Genomic DNA, 15206 nt, shown 5'->3' with positions numbered 1-15206 from the left:
GCGCAAGCTAAAAAGAATCAAGGGTGCCAGCCGGCTCGGCTGGCTGGCTGGCCTTCTTTTGCTGGTCGTGATGGTCGCAGGCGCGGCGGGCGGCGCAGCCTGGTGGTGGCTGCAGGCGCCTCTGGCGCTGGACAAGCCGGCCGTCGAGCTGTCCATCGAGCCCGGCACCGCGCCACGCGACGTGGCCGAGGCCTGGGTGGGCGCTGGTGTGCAAACCGATGCCCGCCTGCTGTATCAATGGTTCCGCTGGTCTGGCCAGTCACGCCAGATCCGCGCCGGCAGCTACGAGGTTCATGCCGGCATCACGCCGCGGCAGCTGCTTGCCAAGATGGTGCGCGGCGACCAGGTGATGGAGCAGGTGCGCCTGATCGAAGGCTGGAACCTGCGCCAGTTGCGCGCCGCGCTGGCCAAGGCGCCATCGCTCAAGCCCACGACCGCCGCGATGAGCGAGGGCGAGCTGATGGCCGCCATCGGCGCGGCAGGCAGCTCGGCGGAAGGCCGCTTCTATCCTGACACCTATGCCTACAGCCGCGGAGTCAGCGACTTGGCCGTGCTCAAACGCGCGCATGCGGCCATGCAGCGCAGGCTGGAGTCTGCCTGGTCTCAGCGTGAGCCGGGCCTGCCCTTGAAGAACATCGACGAGGCCTTGATTCTGGCTTCCATCGTCGAGAAGGAAACTGGCACCGCCAGCGACCGCAGCCTGGTGGCCGCCGTCTTCATCAACCGGCTGAAGCTGGGCATGCCTTTGCAGACCGACCCGACAGTGATCTACGGCCTGGGCGAAGCCTTCGACGGCAATCTGCGCAAGCGCGACCTGTTGGCCGACACGCCCTTCAACACCTACACCCGCGGCGGCCTGCCGCCCACCCCCATCGCCATGCCCGGCGCAGCGTCCCTGCATGCGGCGCTGCATCCGGCGCCGAGCCGGGCTTTGTATTTCGTGGCTCGGGGCGATGGCTCGAGCGAATTCAGCGAAGACCTCGCCGCGCATAATCGCGCCGTCAACAAATATCAGCGTGGTCATTGAGCGTGGTTTCCAGCGGCAGATTCATCAGCATTGAAGGCATCGACGGGGCGGGCAAGTCCACCCACCTGCAAAGCATGGTCGAGCGCTTCGCGAGGTCCGGTGCCACCGTCGTGCAGACCCGTGAGCCCGGTGGCACCGAGTTGGCCGAGGCGCTTCGCGGCCTCTTTCTGCACGCCGGCATGGACGGCCTGACCGAGGCCTTGCTGGTCTTCGCCGGCCGGCGCGACCATCTGCTGCGCGTGATCGAGCCGGCGCTGGCGCGCGGCGATACCGTCGTCTGCGACCGTTTTGCCGATGCCAGCTTTGCCTACCAGGGCCATGGCCGCGGCATGGACCTGCAGCAGCTCGCCACCCTCGAGCAATGGGTGCTGGAGGGCCGCCAGCCCGACCTGACCCTGTGGTTTGACCTGGACCCGGCCATCGCAGCACAGCGCCGCGTGGGTCGTGAGGTGGGCGCGCGCGAGGCAGATCGTTTCGAGCAGCAGGATCTGGAGTTCTTCACCCGGGTGCGCGCGGGCTATGCCGCCCGGGCCGCCGCGGCACCGCAGCGCTTTGTGCGCATCGATGCCGGTGTTTCCGTCGCAGAAGTGGCGGCGCAGGTCGCTGCGGCCCTGGAGTCGCGCGGATGGTGAGCGAGACCGGCATCAGCCTGCCCTGGCTGCGCGAGCCTCTGCAGGCCTCGCTCGGCCTGCGTTCGCACGCCTTGCTGATGCAAGGGCCGAATGGCGTCGGCCAGTTCGAGCTGGCGATGGAACTGGCTGCTGCCTGGCTGTGCGAAGCCAGCCAAGGCTTGGCGCCGGCCTGCGGCCAATGCGCCAGCTGCAAGCTGCTGCAGTCGCGCACCCATCCGGACTTTCAGCTGCTGGTGCCCGAGGCGCTGCGCGAAAGCCTGGGGCTGGCCGACGAGTCGGTCGAGTCCGAAACCAAGGCTAGCAAGACCAAGCCCAGCCGCGAGATCAAGATCGACGCCGTGCGCGCCACGCTGGCATTTGCCCAGGCCACCTCGGCCCGCGGACGCGCCAAGGTGGTGGTGATCTACCCGGCCGAGGCCCTCAACACGGTCGCCGCCAATGCGCTCTTGAAAACGCTGGAGGAGCCCTCGGGCGTCTTGCGCTTCGTGCTGGCCAGCGACGCGCCGGAAGACCTCTTGCCGACCATTCGCAGCCGCTGCCAGGCGGTGAGCCTGGCGCTGCCGCCGCATGCGCTGGCGGTGCGCTGGCTGAGCGAGCAGGGCATGGACCAGGCCGAGGTGCTCTTGAAGGCCGCCGGTGGCCGCCCGAGGCTGGCCCAGGCCTGGGCGCAGGACGGCCTGACGGCCGCGGCCTGGCTGGCCTTGCCCAAAAGGCTGGCCCGGGGCGAGGTGGCGGCGGTGTCGGACTGGCCCGTGCCCCGCGCCATCGATGTCTTGCAACGCCTGAACCACGATCTGGTGCGCATGGCCCATGGCGCCGGCCCCAGCTATTTCCCGGCCGAGGCCCTGCCCAAGCTGCGCCAGGCCGCGCCGCTTCAGGCCTGGGGTCAGGTCTTGCAACGTGCGATGCGGCATGCCGAGCATCCGCTGAATGCCGGCCTGCTGCTCGAGTCCCTGGTCGGCCAGGGGCAGAGCGCAATGGCCGAAGCCATGGGTACACTGCGCGCATGAGCGACACACCCGCAGCAGCACCGGCGCCGCAGGGCGCCCGGCCCGGCGTCATCCAGCTGGTGTTCAAGGAAAAAGGCGCGCTCTATGCCGCCTACATGCCGATGTTCACCGACGGCGGCCTGTTCGTGCCCACCAACCGCGAGTACCGGCTGGGCGACGACATCTACCTGCTGCTGTCCATGCCAGACGATCCGCAGCGTTACCCGGTGGCCGGCAAGGTTGCCTGGATCACGCCGGCCAATGCATCCGGTGGCCGCACACAGGGCGTTGGTGTGCGCTTCCCGTCGGACGAGAAGACCCGGGTGATCAAGCTCAAGATCGAGGAGATGCTGGGCACCTCGATTTCCTCGTCCAAGCCGACGCAGACGATCTAAGCCCGCTTGCTGTTTTTCGGGCCGTGGAGGCCCTTGCGATGTTCATCGATTCCCACTGCCACCTGAGCTTCCCCGAACTGCGCGCCCAGCTGCCGCAAATCCTGGAGGCGATGCAAGCCGCCCAGGTCGACCAGGCGATCTGCATCTGCACGACGATGGAAGAATTCCCTGCCGTGCTGGCGCTGGCCGAGGAGCATCCGCAGCTCTGGGCCACGGTGGGCGTGCATCCGGACAATGAAGGCATCCATGAACCCACGGTGGCCGAACTGGTCGAAGCCGCCCGGCATCCGAAAGTGCTGGCCATCGGCGAGACAGGCCTCGACTACTACCGCCTGAACGGCCGCTCGCTGGCCGACATGGAATGGCAACGCGAGCGCTTCCGCAATCACATCCGCGCCGCCAAGATCGCGAAGAAACCGATGGTGATCCACACCCGCAGCAGTGCTGCCGATACCTTGCGGCTCTTGCAGGAAGAGGGCGGCGAAGAGGCTGGCGGCGTGTTCCATTGCTTCACCGAAGACCTGGCCGTGGCCCAGGCCGCGGTGGCGGCGGGCTTCTACATCTCCTTCTCCGGCATCCTGACCTTCAAGAACGCGCAGGACCTGCGCGACGTAGCCCACAGCCTGCCTCTTGAGCGCCTGCTCATCGAAACCGACAGCCCCTATCTGGCGCCGGTGCCGTATCGCGGCAAGCTCAACAGCCCCGCCTATGTGCCGCATGTGGCGGCGCAACTGGCGGCGATCAAGCAAATGCCGGTGGAGCAGGTCGCGGCGCAGACCACGGCCAACTGCCGGGCCCTGTTCGGACTGCCCGCATGAGCAAGCTCCAAGCATTGATTGCGGGCGCGCTGTTTGCGCTTTCCAGCGCCTCGCTGGCGATCACGCCGGATGAGCGAGACCTGCAGGTCTCGGCTGATCGCGATCACATGAGTTCGCTCAACAAGCTGCTGCAACGCGGTGTTGATCCAAACGTGGGCGACAAGGACGGCAACAGCGCGCTGATGATTGCGTTGCGCGGCGAGTCCTACCAGGCCGTCGAGCGTTTGATTGCCCACGCTGCCACCGATGTGAACAAGGCCAATGTGGCCAACGAAACGCCACTGATGTTTGCCGCGCTGCGGGGCCGGCTGGACCTGGTGAAGAAGCTGGTGGAGCGGGGCGCCAAAGTCAACCGCGAGGGTTGGACGCCGCTGCACTACGCCAGCAGCGGCCCGGACAACGGCGTGGCCGCCTGGTTGCTGGAGCAGGGCGCCGAGATCGACGCGCGTGCGCCCAATGGCTCGACGCCGCTGATGATGGCCGTGCGCTATGCACCCATCGCCACCGCCGAGCTCTTGCTCGCCAAGGGAGCCAATGTGCGGCTCTCCCATGAGAACGGCAACACGGCTGCCGACTTTGCCGCCAGCGCCGGACGCGATGCCCTGGCCGCGAAGGTCCTTGCAGCGGCTCGCTAGGAGCGGCTGAGGCCGCAATCCGACGTGCCGCGTGGGGTCGTCTGCCTGATTCGTGAGCCAGTTCACGAGCGGCGTGCAAGTACCTAGGAAGAAATCCGACAAGGCATTTGGCGACGGTCCGACTGTGAGGACGAGGCCCGAGTGCCTAAAGTGACCCCATCAAATCACTGATCAATGGAGTCCCTCATGATCGACACCGCCCAATCCGCTGCCAATCCTTTCGCCATGCTGCTGGACCTGGAGCGCGTGGTGCGCGAGGTCGAATGCTCGGAGCGCCTGAACCGCCTGCGCCGCCGCGTGTTCCGCCCGCTGGACAAACCGGTGATTGCGAAGACGCATGACGACGCCTTCGACTTCGACCACCAGATCGAGGCTGCCAACGACGACAGCGCTTACTGAAGATTGCACTTGCAGCCCCGGCTAGCGCGCTTCGCCCTCGGCCAGGCTGCGGGCAATCTGCCCCAGGGTCTTGATCGCCTGCTCGCTGCGCCGGTCGCCGGGATGGCCGCAGTTGAGCCGTAGGAAGCTGGCGAAACGCTGGTCGGCCGAGAACAGCTGGCCAGGTGCCACGCTGATCTGTTGCGACAAGGCCAGCCTGTGCAACTGCAAGGCGTTGATTGAGCCGGGCAGCTCGACCCATAGAAAGTAGCCGCCTTCGGGCTGCGTGACCCGTGTGCCCGGCGGAAAGTGCTTGGCAATGGCACGCAACACCTTGGCCTGATGCATGGACAAGGTGTGGCGCAGCTGGCGCAAATGGCGGTCATAACCGCCCTGCTGCAAATAGTCTGAAATGCCTTCCTGCGAGGGCAGGGCCGTTGCCAGCGAACTCATCAGCTTGCGCCGCGCTATCTCGCCAGCGAACCGGCCCGCCGCCGTCCAGCCCACCCGGTAGCCCGGTGCGAGCGACTTGGAGAAGGAGCCGCAATGCAGCACCAGCCCGCGCTGGTCGAAAGCCTTGGCCGGCAGCGGCCGGTGGCGGCCGAAATACAGCTCCGCGTAGACGTCGTCCTCGATGAGCGGAATGCCGCGTTCGGCGAGTATCGCCACCAGCTCGCGCTTGCGTTCCTCCGGCATCAGGCTGCCCAGCGGGTTCTGGAAATTGGGCATGAACCAGCAGGCCTTCACCGGGTAGCGCGCCAGCACCGCACGCAATGAGGCCAAGTCCACACCGGAGCGCGGATTCGTGGCCACCTCCACTGCACGCAAGCCACGGCGCTCCAGCGCCTGCAAGGCCGCATAGAAGCAGGGCGCTTCGATGGCCACCAGGTCGCCAGGCTGGGTCAGCGCTTCAAGGCACAGGTTCAGCGCTTCCATGGCGCCGTTGGTGATGACGATCTCCGTCGCATCCACACTGCTGCCAGCGGCCAGGTAGCGCAAGGCGATCTGGCGCCGCAGCGTCTCGCTGCCGGGCGACAGGTCTTCCACCGTCCGCCACGGGTCGAGCCGCCGCAAGGCACGACCCACCGAGCGCGCCAGCGGCGCCAACGGGAACAATGCCGGGCTCGCAAAGGCCGAGCCCAGCGGCACCAGGTCTTGCTGACGCGCATGCCCGAGCACCTGGAACACCAGCTCACTCACGGCCACGGACTGTGCCTGCTCGGCGGCGGCGTTGGCAGCAGGTTCGGCACGCGGCTTGGCGGTGCGCGCCGTGACGAAGTAGCCCGAGCGTGGCCGCGCCTCGATCAGGCCACGCGCCTCCAGCAGGTAATAGGCCTTGAACACGGTGGAGGGGCTCACACGGCGGCTGGCGCTGACCTCTCGCACCGAAGGCAGGCGCTCACCCGCGCGCAAGCTGCCATTGCGCACCTGTTCACCCATTTCGTCGGCCAGCTGTTCGTAGCGCTTCATGTCGTGCCAGGGCAATCTGCTACCGTTCATTCATCATTTGTTGCCACTGTACTGATCTGGAAGAACGACCCATGAAAGTCCAGATCGCCAGGCATCTGATCCGCTCATTTTTCAAGCATCTGAGTCTTTTGTTGTGCGGCCGGTTTGGGCACAGTGCGGGCAAGGATTCCAAGCCCATGCCCGCACAAAAGAAGTTCACCGCTGCAGCGCTGCTGCTGAGCCTCGCTGGCTTGTCGAGCCTCTGTGGGCCGGCCCTGGCCCAGCCCGCCGCAACGCCGCAAGACACCATGGCCCAGCGCATGCAGGCCTGCACTGTCTGCCATGGCAAGGAAGGGCGCGCGAGCAACAGCGGCTACTTCCCACGCATTGCAGGCAAGCCGGCTGGCTATCTGTTCCACCAGCTGCTCAACTTCCGCGATGGGCGCCGCCACAACGTCGCCATGAACCACCTGGTCGAGCATCTGAGCGACGACTACCTGCGCGAGATTGCCGGCTACTTTGCCGCCCTGGAACTGCCCTATCCGCCTGGACAGCCAAGCACTGCGCCCGGCCCCTTGCTGGCACGGGGCGAACAACTGGTGCGCAAGGGCGATGCCAGCCTGTCGGTGCCCGCCTGCGTTGCCTGTCATGGCGAGCGCATGACGGGTGCCCTGCCCACGATTCCGGGTCTGCTGGGCCTGCCGCGCGACTACCTGATCGGCCAGATGGGAGCCTGGCGCACCGGGCTGCGGCGCGCCCATGCGCCAGACTGCATGTCGGCCATTGCCAAGCGCCTCAGCGCGTCCGATGTGGCCGCCGTGGCCACCTGGCTGTCTGCGCAGACACCACCAGTCGATACGCGGCCAGCAGCGAGCATCCAGCGGCCCTTGCCACTTGAATGCGGAAGCGACGTGCAGCCATGAAACTCGCTGTCCGACTGCTCCTTTGCGTTGTCGCCACGACCTTGATGCTGGCCGGCCTGGTGGCCTGGCTCAATGTACGTGGCGAGGCGCCGTTGCCACCTGCATCAGTGGCCGCATCGTCGTCTGTTCCCGGTTCGCCCCCCGGGGCTGCAGACGCCGCAACCCTTGCGCGCGGCGCCTATCTCGCCAAGGCCGGCAATTGCGCCGCCTGCCACGGCACGAGTTATGCGGGTGGCCGTGGCATTGCCACGCCCTTCGGCAGCGTCTTCAGCTCCAACCTGACGCCCGACGCTGCAACAGGCATAGGCAACTGGTCCTCGGCCGAGTTTTGGCGCGCGATGCATCACGGCCGTTCCAAGGATGGGCGCTTGCTCTACCCGGCATTTCCGTACACGAGCTACACGCTGGTGACGCGGGAAGACTCCGATGCAATTCACGCATTCCTGCGCAGCCTGCCGCCGGTGCAGCAGGCCAATCGCCGGCATGAATTGCGCTTTCCTTACCAGTACCAGGCGTCGCTGGCGGTATGGCGCGCGCTCTACTTTCGACCGGCCAGCTTTGAGCCGGACGAAAAGCAGTCGGCCGAGGTGAACCGCGGCGGCTATCTGGTGCGCGGCCTGGGTCATTGCATGGCCTGCCACAGCGGCCGCAACGCGCTAGGCGGGTCCAACGAAGACGGCAGTGGCGGCCTGATCGCAGTGCAGAACTGGTACGCACCTTCGCTGAGTTCGGCTCGTGAAGCCGGTGTTGCCGCATGGTCGACTGCCGACGTCGTGAGCCTGCTGAAAACCGGTCGTTCGCCACAAGGGACGGTCACAGGGCCCATGGCGGAAGTCGTGTTCCGCAGCACCCAGCACCTGGCCGTCGAAGACCTGCAAGCGATGGCCAAATATCTGCAGAGCTTGCCGCCGAGCACATCGCGCCCGGTGGGCAACAAGCTCGCTGATCCGGCGGTGCGAACACTGGGCGCCAAGGTCTACGAGCAGCACTGCGCCAGTTGCCACGGCAAGCAAGGCGAGGGCGCTCACGCCCTCTATCCACCGCTGGCCGGCAACCGCGCGGTGTCCCTCGATTCGCCGGTCAACCTGATCCAGATGGTCCTGCAGGGAGGATTCGCGCCCAGCACTGCCGGCAATCCGCGTCCTTTCGGCATGCCTCCGTTCCGGCAGACGCTCTCGGACTCCGAGGTTGCGGCCGTGGTCAGCCATCTGCGCCAATCTTGGGGCCACAAGGCCTCAGCGGTCAGCGCGTTGGAGGTCTTGCGGGTGCGGTGATGGATGGACCTGCAAACGTCTGGTTCGGGTGAGCGAGAAGCCGCGCGCGGTCGATGCTGAAGATGTCGAATTTCATGGGAGGGAGATCTGTGAAGACGCCATCTAAAATATCGACAATGTGTATTACTGCCCACGGCAGCAAAACGCACCTAAACCCCTGTCAGCATTGACCTTTTACGCCTCCCGGCGTGCGGACAAAATGTCCGTTTCAGGCGGCCAAAGGTAGGTCGCGGCTGGACTCCACCCGATTGAGCAGCAGGCGCCACAATTTGGCGTCTTCATCGGTGCTGGCGCGCTCCAAATTGACCCATGCAACGACCTCAAGCGGATCAAGGCCTGCAAGCTCGCCGAGCCGCATGGCTATTGAGTTTGCGGGCCGTGAGCGGCCAACTCGGTAGTTGGAAACGGTAGTGGGCGGGACGCCCAAAAGCTTCGCCAAGCGGTAGTCGGACACATCGCCCTGACGGTGTTTGGCGACCTCTAGAAGATCGGATGTAGAAAGCACTGAAACCCCCCGGTTTCGTCGCCTGGAAGCGACAGGAGGCAACCTTACGCCGACTACTCCAAGGGGTCAATAATCCATGCGCTTGGAGTATTCCTAGACCTTGGACTACCGTTAGCCTCGCTGGCCGGTTCCTTCATAGGTGATCGCCCCCCGGTCCTTGACCGGCCAGCCCCGCAAGGGTCAGCGGCTGGTCGCGTTGGAACATGAACGCAACTCAACCTCCGAAGAAGCCGGCCGGCTGCTGACCCTTGCGACCGCTGGGGGCGCCATCGAACGGGGGTTCCATGCGTTTCACAGTCAAGACGACGGCACAACTGCCGGTCAACGTCCAGGCCGAGGCCGGCCGCGTCTCCATCAATGGCCTGTCCCTGCTGCCTCATGAGGCCGCCATGGTGGGCGATGCCCTGAACCGCTGCGCCGACCGCGCAGAGACCCTGGCCGCTGAAGAGTCGGCCAACCTGCAACCCGTCGAAGCCTGACCCATGCGGCGCGAATTCAAGGCGTCACTGGGCACGCTGACCGTGGGAGCGGGAGAGCCGCAAGCCAGGGCCGGCGAAGTCCGTATCGAGGGCAGGGCGGGGCTTTTCACTCACGCCATGTACATCACGGCAGAGCAGGCGCGAGAGATTGCGCAGGCCCTGATTGAGGCGGCGGCCGAGGCCACGAAATGAGGCGCGGCTTTGCATCGCTCGCCCTGGTGTCGGCCATGCTGGCGGCGCCGCAGCTGGGCCAGCAGTCGGCCATGCGCATGCTGCCTGGATCGGGCATCAGCTACCGCAGCAAGCCAAAGCCCAAGCGCAAGCCGGCCTACTCGGCAGAGCGCATCCAGACCGCCGAGGCCAAGCGCCAGCGAAAGAACGCCAAGCGGCTGCGCGACTTCGCGGCATCTGAGGCGGGCTATCACTGGTGGGCGCAGAAGTTCGAGTGCGGGCGCAGGCCTGGAGGCTACCGCTGTCGCTTGCCCAAGGGCACCCGCTGCCCGGACTGCTCATCTGCTGGGCTGTGCTGACCATGGCGCGAGCGTTCGAGAACGAGGACGGGCCCGAGGACATGGGCAGCGCGCCGACATGTGGCACGAACGGCAGCTTTAAGCCCTACGTGCCAGTCCATCACACCGGCAACAGGGCGCCGACTGACATTGCGGAAAAGCTCGCGCAGCAGCGCTTGCGCTTCGCCTGCCAGGGCGCGGCGAGGCCTCGGGCCTGACATGCTGAGCAGCATCCCGGCCAAGCGTGCCGCGCAGCTTGCAGCCCACAGAGAGGGCAGGGATTCGGCTTGGTCGAGAGGCCTAGTCGAGACCATGCCCATTGCCTGGGCTGAAAAGCTCCTGGAGCGATGGCGCGGCCGGCGTGCGCTGAACTCGGCCGGCGCCAACCTTGAACACCTGAACCGCTGCCGCGCCATCAACGCGGCGCACCATGCTGGCGTTCCTGCGGATGCCAACGACGGGCGCATTTGTCAGGAGGCGGCAGAGCTGGCCCGCGACACATCGCGCAGGCTGGATCACATCGACCGCATTGCAGCCGTGGAGCTGGCCGACCGCGAGCCCGAGCAGCGCGAGCGGCTGCTTATGCTGGGGCGGACCCTGGAGGCAATGCACTGGCTCGGGCTGCGCCAGGTGCAGGCCGGTTTCATGCGGCATGCCTCGCGCAGCATCCCGGCCGCCCTCAAGCGCCTGGGCTGCGAACGCTGGTGGCGCGCAGTGCTTCGCGGGCTCCATGCTCGGGCGGTAGAGTCCACCGCCCGAGCAATTGGGCTCGTTCACAAGCGGGCCGGCTGCTACGTGTCAGACGACACGCTGAAGCGGCGCCAGGGCCAGCGTGCGCGCAATGCGAGGGCGCTGGAGAGCGTCCGCGCTGTGAACGAGCACGGGCAGGATTACACGCTGGCCGAGCTGGCAGCCAAGGGGCCGGCAAACCGCGAAATTCGGCGCCATGAGCTGATGACGCGCATTGCCGGCTTTGAACTGATCGCCAAGGAATGCGGGCACGCGGCCTATTTTGTGACAGTCACATGCCCGAGCAGGATGCACGCCTGGCGGACCAAGGCGGGGCAGAGCTGGGCCGTGGGAGAGAACCCGAGGCATGACGGCACGCTGCCAGACGCGGCACAAGCCTATTTGTGCCAGCAGTGGCGCCGCTTCAGGGCTGCGGCCGACAGAGCCGGCCTTGACTTGTACGGATTCCGGATCGCAGAGCCAAACCATGACGCCACCCCCCACTGGCATGCGCTGTTGTTCTTCCCAGAAACTGCGGTTCCTCGGGGGCGTCGTCAGCCTGGACGGCCGCGTGAAGCGTACCGAGTCATGGTGCGTTTGCTGCGGCGCTATTTTCTGCACAACGATTCGGCAAACGAGCGTGGTGCTCGTCGGCACCGCTGCAAGGTTGAACGCATCGACTGGCAGCGCGGAAGCGCAGCCGGATACATAGCGAAATACGTCGCCAAGAACATCGACGGCTACAAGGTCGAAAAAGACCTGTACGGAAATGACACCCTGACCAGCTCGCAGCGCGTCGATGCCTGGGCCAGCACATGGCGGATTCGCCAATTCCAGCAGATCGGCGGGGCGCCTGTGGGAGTGTGGCGAGAGCTGCGCCGGCTGCATCCTGAACAGGCCGCGGCCTCTGCTGTTGTCGCGTTCGGGCTAGATGCCGCGAACCTCACAGCCATGGCGCAAGAGTCCGCCAGCGAGCCAATGCAGCGATACACGGCGGCGAACGGATGGGCCGGGTATGTGATGCTCCAAGGCGGCCACCGGCCCAAGCGTGGCAGCCTGCGCCTCAAGGTGCTGCGCGAGTCGACTGGCGAGCTGGGCCGCTATGGCGAGGCCATGCCGCCCCGAGCTGTGGGCGTGGTGACTGCTGAGACCGTCCGAGAAATCGTGCCGGCGTTCGGCATCGTCAAGGCCTACCCGCAAACGCGCCAGGTGCGCCGCGAAGTCGAGAGCGAGCGGGCAACCTGGCTCATCGTGCCGGGTGGGTTCGTCGAGCAGGCGCGCCAGCGCCTGAAGGGTTCCCAGGCGGGCGGCGCAGCCGCTCGCCCTTGGAGTCCTGTCAATAACTGCACGCGGCCGGCGCCGCTTTTCGCGCCATCGGTCGAGCGGATCAAGAAGCGGGGCCGCTGGCACCGCTGGAAATCGAGGGCCGGGGGGCTCAAAGAGGGTAACGACCATGCAGAAATTCCGCCCCCATGAAGCCGTCAAGGTCCGATCAGGCAAGTACCAAGGATTGGTGGGCACCGTCGTGGACGTGCGCCCGTCGTCGGTGCAGGTTCACATTGCCGGCGTGGTCGATGGCGAGTCCATCGACGCGCAACCCTGGCTCAAGCCGGCCCAACTGGAACACGCCCCGCTGTGAAGACGCGGGAAATCCTCGGGCACATCGACTGCCCAACCTGCGGCACCGCCAAAGGAATGCGCATCACGCATGACCGCAACGGAGAGCCCTTCGGCTACTGCGAAGCGAACTGCGATCAGCAGATGCGCATAGGCGGCAAGAAACACCGCGTGGCCGCGTTCCTGGCCCGCTATCCCTGGGCCGCTGGAAAAGCGGCGGCACCTACGGTAACGGCACCGGCACCGGTACAGCAGCCAGCGCCCAAGCCGGCCCCGGTCAAGCCTGCGGCACCGGCCCCCTATGACCCCTTTGCATTCCTGAAGACATGAACCAAGACACCGAGAACGACAAGGGGCCAGCCGTCGAGCAGGCCGCCGACCTGGCCGCGCTGCAAGCGGCGGCCGATGGCGCTACAGCTACGGTAACGGGTGCGGCAGTGCCGGCCCAGGGCCAGGCAGAAGATGCGCCGCTTCCACCCCCAAGCCCGCAGGCCCTGGCAGCGGCAAAGGTCCTCATCAAGCAACTGCGACCGCTGGCGACGGTGGCGCTGCCGGCGCTGCGCGAGGCGCCAGACGACTATTGGGAGCCCATCCCCGAGGGGATCGCGGTCATCATGGACCACTACGGCACGTCAGTGGACTGGATGCGCACCCCATGGGGCCGCCTGACGATGGCATTGCTTCCGCTGGGCGGGTTCGTGGCCGTGCAGGTGCTGAACAAGCCCAAGCCGGCGCAGGCGCTGGAGGCACCGCCACCGGTGGCGCAGGGCTCAAAGTCCGTCGTAATCGGGACCGTCGAGGCATGAAGACACAGGACGGCCGCCTGTACGTGATCGCCGGGGCCTCGCGCTCCGGCAAGACCGCATGGACCGCCCGCCAGGTCAAGAAGGCGCGGCGAATCTTCGCGTGGGACCCTGAGGCCCAATGGTGCGAGCTGCCAGGCTGGCGCAAGGTCACGACACGAAAACAACTGCTCGAAGCGGCACAGAAGCCAGGCGCGCAGCGCGTGGCCTACGTGGCGGGCGGAAGCCTGGCGGGTGAGTTTGACTTCTGGGCCGGGTGCGTCATGTACGCGGGCCGCTATGTCGAGCCGCTTGAGGCCATCGCGGAAGAGCTGGCCGACGTGACCACGCCAAGCAAGGCGCCGGGGAACTGGGGCATTCTGGTGCGCCGGGGCCTCAAGCGCGGCATCACCCTGCGCTGCATCTCGCAGCGCTGGAGCGAGGCCGACAAGACCGCGTTTGGCAATGCCTCGGACTACGTGGTCTTCCGGCAGTCGAGCGGCGACGACGCGGCCTACCTGGCGCGCAAGACCCGGATAGCCATAGAGGAAATCAACGGACTGGCCCCGTTGCAGTTCGTCCACATGGATGCCCTTACGGGAGGCATTCAGCGCGGAAAACTGAGCTTCTGACGGCGCCCGAGCCATACGGTAACGGGAAGAGATACCGGGCCTCGTGCCCGGTTCTCGTTTTCCTTTGAATGAGGCCTTGCAAGACGCCAGCACCGGGGCAACCGATGCGGCCAACCCTGTATGTGCAACTGTTCAAAGGAAATCAACGTGGACTCCGAATCGCTGAAGAAGCTCGCCATTGCTGGCGGCATCCTGTTTGCGGCCTACAAGTACGGCAATCCGATGGTCAAGGCTGCGGCCCTGGCCGTGGCTGCTGGCGCGGTCGCCAAGCGTGTTCCCTACGTCAAAGACGTGGTTTGAGTGAGGGCTGAAGCATGAGCGTCGGAAAACTCACCCGCTACGGCCTGCCGTTCGCAAATGTGGTCGCCACTGGCACCGCAACCAACAACATCACCCCCGGCCGCACGCTGGAAAACTTCAAGCTGAAGCTCGCCGGCACTGCGCTGACGAAAGCCATGCTCACGGCCATCAAGATCAAGGCCAACGGCAAGGTCATCATCGAAGGCACGGGCACCGAGCTGGACAAGATCAACGCCTATCGCGGCGATGCTGCGAACGCGGCCTATCTGGACATTCCGTTCGCCGACTACTCGCTGAACAATGAGTTTGACCGGATGGTCTCGGCCTTCGATACCTCAATCGGTATCGCCAACATCACCACGGAAGTGAGCATCGCGGGCGCTACGGCCCCGATCCTCACGCCCATCGTGACCGAGGCCGCAGCTCAGAAGTCGCAGGGCGGCGAGTACCAGCCCTTCGCACCGCTGCTGGCGAAAATCCTCAAGTACCCGTACAACATCAGCTCGGGCGGCAAGCTGCCGATCACGGTTCCCTTTGGCCCGCAAAACGGCGCCATCATCAAGCGGGTTCACGTGTTCCACGGCGGCAACATGACCGGTGCGACCGTCAAGCAAGACGGCCTCGTTGTGCATGAGAGCATCGCCGCTGAGAACCAGCAGGAGCAGACTCGCCAGAAGCGCGTTCCGCAGGCCAACGTCTACACGATTGACTTCGTGGTTGACGGCGACGTGCGCAAGGCGCTGGACACCCGCGATGCGCGCAGCCTGGAATGGCTGTTCGACTTCAGCGCGGCCGACACCGGCAGCGTGATCGTCGAATACATCGACGTGCTGGGCAACCTGTAAGGGACGGACCACATGGACGGAGAAAACACCTCCGGCTCGTGGTCCGATTGGGTCCAGAACATTGCCGGGAACGCCATCAGCAAGGCGGTCGAGGCAAAGTGGGTCCAGCCCTACGAGACTGAGCAAATGCGCCTCAAGGCCCTGGGCCAGACGGGCAGCTATTACGCGGAAGGTCAGCGCAATGGAGTGCCTCAGGGCACCGTGGCGGGCATGAACCCGAAAACGATGCTGTTGATTGGCGGCGCGGGCCTTGTGCTTGTGCTGCTGCTCGCCAAGCGATAAAGGACC

Annotated in this window: 22 protein-coding genes; 20 read left to right on the top strand and 2 right to left on the bottom strand. The window is 65.8% G+C overall.

Annotated features, from left to right (window positions below; translation table 11 throughout):
• The first annotated feature begins 43 nt into the window (after window positions 1-43).
• The 7 genes from mltG to V3596_RS06055 all read left to right on the top strand — a co-directional run bounded on the left by mltG (window position 44) and on the right by V3596_RS06055 (window position 4895).
• Window positions 44-1027 carry an endolytic transglycosylase MltG gene (gene mltG, locus V3596_RS06085; RefSeq protein WP_416383969.1) on the top strand — a complete coding sequence of 328 codons (984 nt, stop codon included), beginning with the start codon at window positions 44-46 and terminating at the stop codon, window positions 1025-1027.
• Window positions 1024-1659 carry a dTMP kinase gene (gene tmk, locus V3596_RS06080; RefSeq protein ID WP_334276794.1) on the top strand — a complete coding sequence of 212 codons (636 nt, stop codon included), beginning with the start codon at window positions 1024-1026 and terminating at the stop codon, window positions 1657-1659. The genes mltG and tmk overlap by 4 nt, the downstream gene beginning before the upstream one ends.
• The gene (gene holB, locus V3596_RS06075; protein WP_334276793.1) at window positions 1653-2669 is read left to right on the top strand and encodes a DNA polymerase III subunit delta'; all 1017 of its coding nucleotides are present in this window, start codon (window positions 1653-1655) and stop codon (window positions 2667-2669) included. The genes tmk and holB overlap by 7 nt, the downstream gene beginning before the upstream one ends.
• On the top strand, window positions 2666-3043 hold the full coding sequence (locus V3596_RS06070; protein WP_334276792.1) for a PilZ domain-containing protein: 378 nt from the start codon (window positions 2666-2668) through the stop codon (window positions 3041-3043). The genes holB and V3596_RS06070 overlap by 4 nt, the downstream gene beginning before the upstream one ends.
• A 38-nt stretch (window positions 3044-3081) precedes the next feature.
• Window positions 3082-3861, top strand: coding sequence for a TatD family hydrolase (locus tag V3596_RS06065; RefSeq protein WP_334276791.1), 780 nt, complete (start codon window positions 3082-3084; stop codon window positions 3859-3861).
• The gene (locus V3596_RS06060) at window positions 3858-4496 is read left to right on the top strand and encodes an ankyrin repeat domain-containing protein (RefSeq protein WP_334276790.1); all 639 of its coding nucleotides are present in this window, start codon (window positions 3858-3860) and stop codon (window positions 4494-4496) included. Before V3596_RS06065 ends, V3596_RS06060 begins: the two co-directional genes overlap by 4 nt.
• A 186-nt stretch (window positions 4497-4682) precedes the next feature.
• Complete coding sequence (locus V3596_RS06055) at window positions 4683-4895, top strand: hypothetical protein (protein WP_334276789.1); 213 nt, start codon at window positions 4683-4685, stop codon at window positions 4893-4895.
• A 21-nt stretch (window positions 4896-4916) separates the two neighbouring features.
• Here V3596_RS06055 and V3596_RS06050 read toward each other — a convergent pair whose 3' ends face one another.
• Window positions 4917-6344: an aminotransferase-like domain-containing protein gene (locus tag V3596_RS06050; RefSeq protein ID WP_334277352.1), complete on the bottom strand. Its 1428-nt coding sequence runs from the start codon at window positions 6342-6344 to the stop codon at window positions 4917-4919.
• Window positions 6345-6520: 176 nt separating this feature from the next.
• On the opposite strand from V3596_RS06050, the gene V3596_RS06045 reads away from it, so the two are divergent.
• Together V3596_RS06045 and V3596_RS06040 are read left to right on the top strand one after the other, a co-directional pair.
• Window positions 6521-7246 carry a c-type cytochrome gene (locus tag V3596_RS06045; RefSeq protein WP_334276788.1) on the top strand — a complete coding sequence of 242 codons (726 nt, stop codon included), beginning with the start codon at window positions 6521-6523 and terminating at the stop codon, window positions 7244-7246.
• The gene (locus V3596_RS06040; RefSeq protein ID WP_334276787.1) at window positions 7243-8520 is read left to right on the top strand and encodes a cytochrome c; all 1278 of its coding nucleotides are present in this window, start codon (window positions 7243-7245) and stop codon (window positions 8518-8520) included. Before V3596_RS06045 ends, V3596_RS06040 begins: the two co-directional genes overlap by 4 nt.
• A gap of 208 nt (window positions 8521-8728) precedes the next feature.
• Here V3596_RS06040 and V3596_RS06035 read toward each other — a convergent pair whose 3' ends face one another.
• Complete coding sequence (locus V3596_RS06035; protein WP_334276786.1) at window positions 8729-9025, bottom strand: hypothetical protein; 297 nt, start codon at window positions 9023-9025, stop codon at window positions 8729-8731.
• Window positions 9026-9309: 284 nt separating this feature from the next.
• Here V3596_RS06035 and V3596_RS06030 point away from each other — a divergent pair, with 284 nt between their 5' ends.
• The 11 genes from V3596_RS06030 (at window position 9310) to V3596_RS05980 (ending at window position 15200) form a co-directional block, all read left to right on the top strand.
• Window positions 9310-9504 carry a hypothetical protein gene (locus V3596_RS06030; RefSeq protein WP_334276785.1) on the top strand — a complete coding sequence of 65 codons (195 nt, stop codon included), beginning with the start codon at window positions 9310-9312 and terminating at the stop codon, window positions 9502-9504.
• 3 nt (window positions 9505-9507) lie between these two features.
• On the top strand, window positions 9508-9696 hold the full coding sequence (locus tag V3596_RS06025) for a hypothetical protein (RefSeq protein WP_334276784.1): 189 nt from the start codon (window positions 9508-9510) through the stop codon (window positions 9694-9696).
• A complete protein-coding gene (locus V3596_RS06020; protein WP_334276783.1) occupies window positions 9693-10034 on the top strand; it encodes a hypothetical protein in 342 nt (113 codons plus the stop codon). Before V3596_RS06025 ends, V3596_RS06020 begins: the two co-directional genes overlap by 4 nt.
• A gap of 198 nt (window positions 10035-10232) precedes the next feature.
• Entirely contained in the window at window positions 10233-12218 is a 1986-nt protein-coding gene (locus V3596_RS06015) for a replication endonuclease (protein WP_334276782.1), read from the top strand.
• Window positions 12196-12381, top strand: coding sequence for a KOW motif-containing protein (locus V3596_RS06010; RefSeq protein WP_334276781.1), 186 nt, complete (start codon window positions 12196-12198; stop codon window positions 12379-12381). The genes V3596_RS06015 and V3596_RS06010 overlap by 23 nt, the downstream gene beginning before the upstream one ends.
• Window positions 12382-12437: 56 nt before the next feature.
• A complete protein-coding gene (locus V3596_RS06005; RefSeq protein WP_334276780.1) occupies window positions 12438-12689 on the top strand; it encodes a hypothetical protein in 252 nt (83 codons plus the stop codon).
• Window positions 12686-13165 (top strand): hypothetical protein, encoded by a 480-nt coding sequence (locus V3596_RS06000; RefSeq protein ID WP_334276779.1) that lies wholly within the window; start codon window positions 12686-12688, stop codon window positions 13163-13165. The genes V3596_RS06005 and V3596_RS06000 overlap by 4 nt, the downstream gene beginning before the upstream one ends.
• Entirely contained in the window at window positions 13162-13773 is a 612-nt protein-coding gene (locus V3596_RS05995) for a hypothetical protein (RefSeq protein WP_334276777.1), read from the top strand. The genes V3596_RS06000 and V3596_RS05995 overlap by 4 nt, the downstream gene beginning before the upstream one ends.
• Window positions 13774-13920: 147 nt before the next feature.
• Window positions 13921-14073 carry a hypothetical protein gene (locus V3596_RS05990; RefSeq protein WP_334276776.1) on the top strand — a complete coding sequence of 51 codons (153 nt, stop codon included), beginning with the start codon at window positions 13921-13923 and terminating at the stop codon, window positions 14071-14073.
• Window positions 14074-14087: 14 nt separating this feature from the next.
• The gene (locus V3596_RS05985) at window positions 14088-14918 is read left to right on the top strand and encodes a major capsid protein P2 (RefSeq protein ID WP_334276775.1); all 831 of its coding nucleotides are present in this window, start codon (window positions 14088-14090) and stop codon (window positions 14916-14918) included.
• A 12-nt stretch (window positions 14919-14930) separates the two neighbouring features.
• Window positions 14931-15200 carry a hypothetical protein gene (locus V3596_RS05980; protein ID WP_334276773.1) on the top strand — a complete coding sequence of 90 codons (270 nt, stop codon included), beginning with the start codon at window positions 14931-14933 and terminating at the stop codon, window positions 15198-15200.
• Window positions 15201-15206 lie beyond the last annotated feature (6 nt).

Source organism: Roseateles microcysteis, assembly GCF_036880965.1.
Taxonomy (GTDB): Bacteria; Pseudomonadota; Gammaproteobacteria; order Burkholderiales; family Burkholderiaceae_C; genus JAUASW01.
This window is presented reverse-complemented; position numbering and strand designations above follow the sequence as displayed.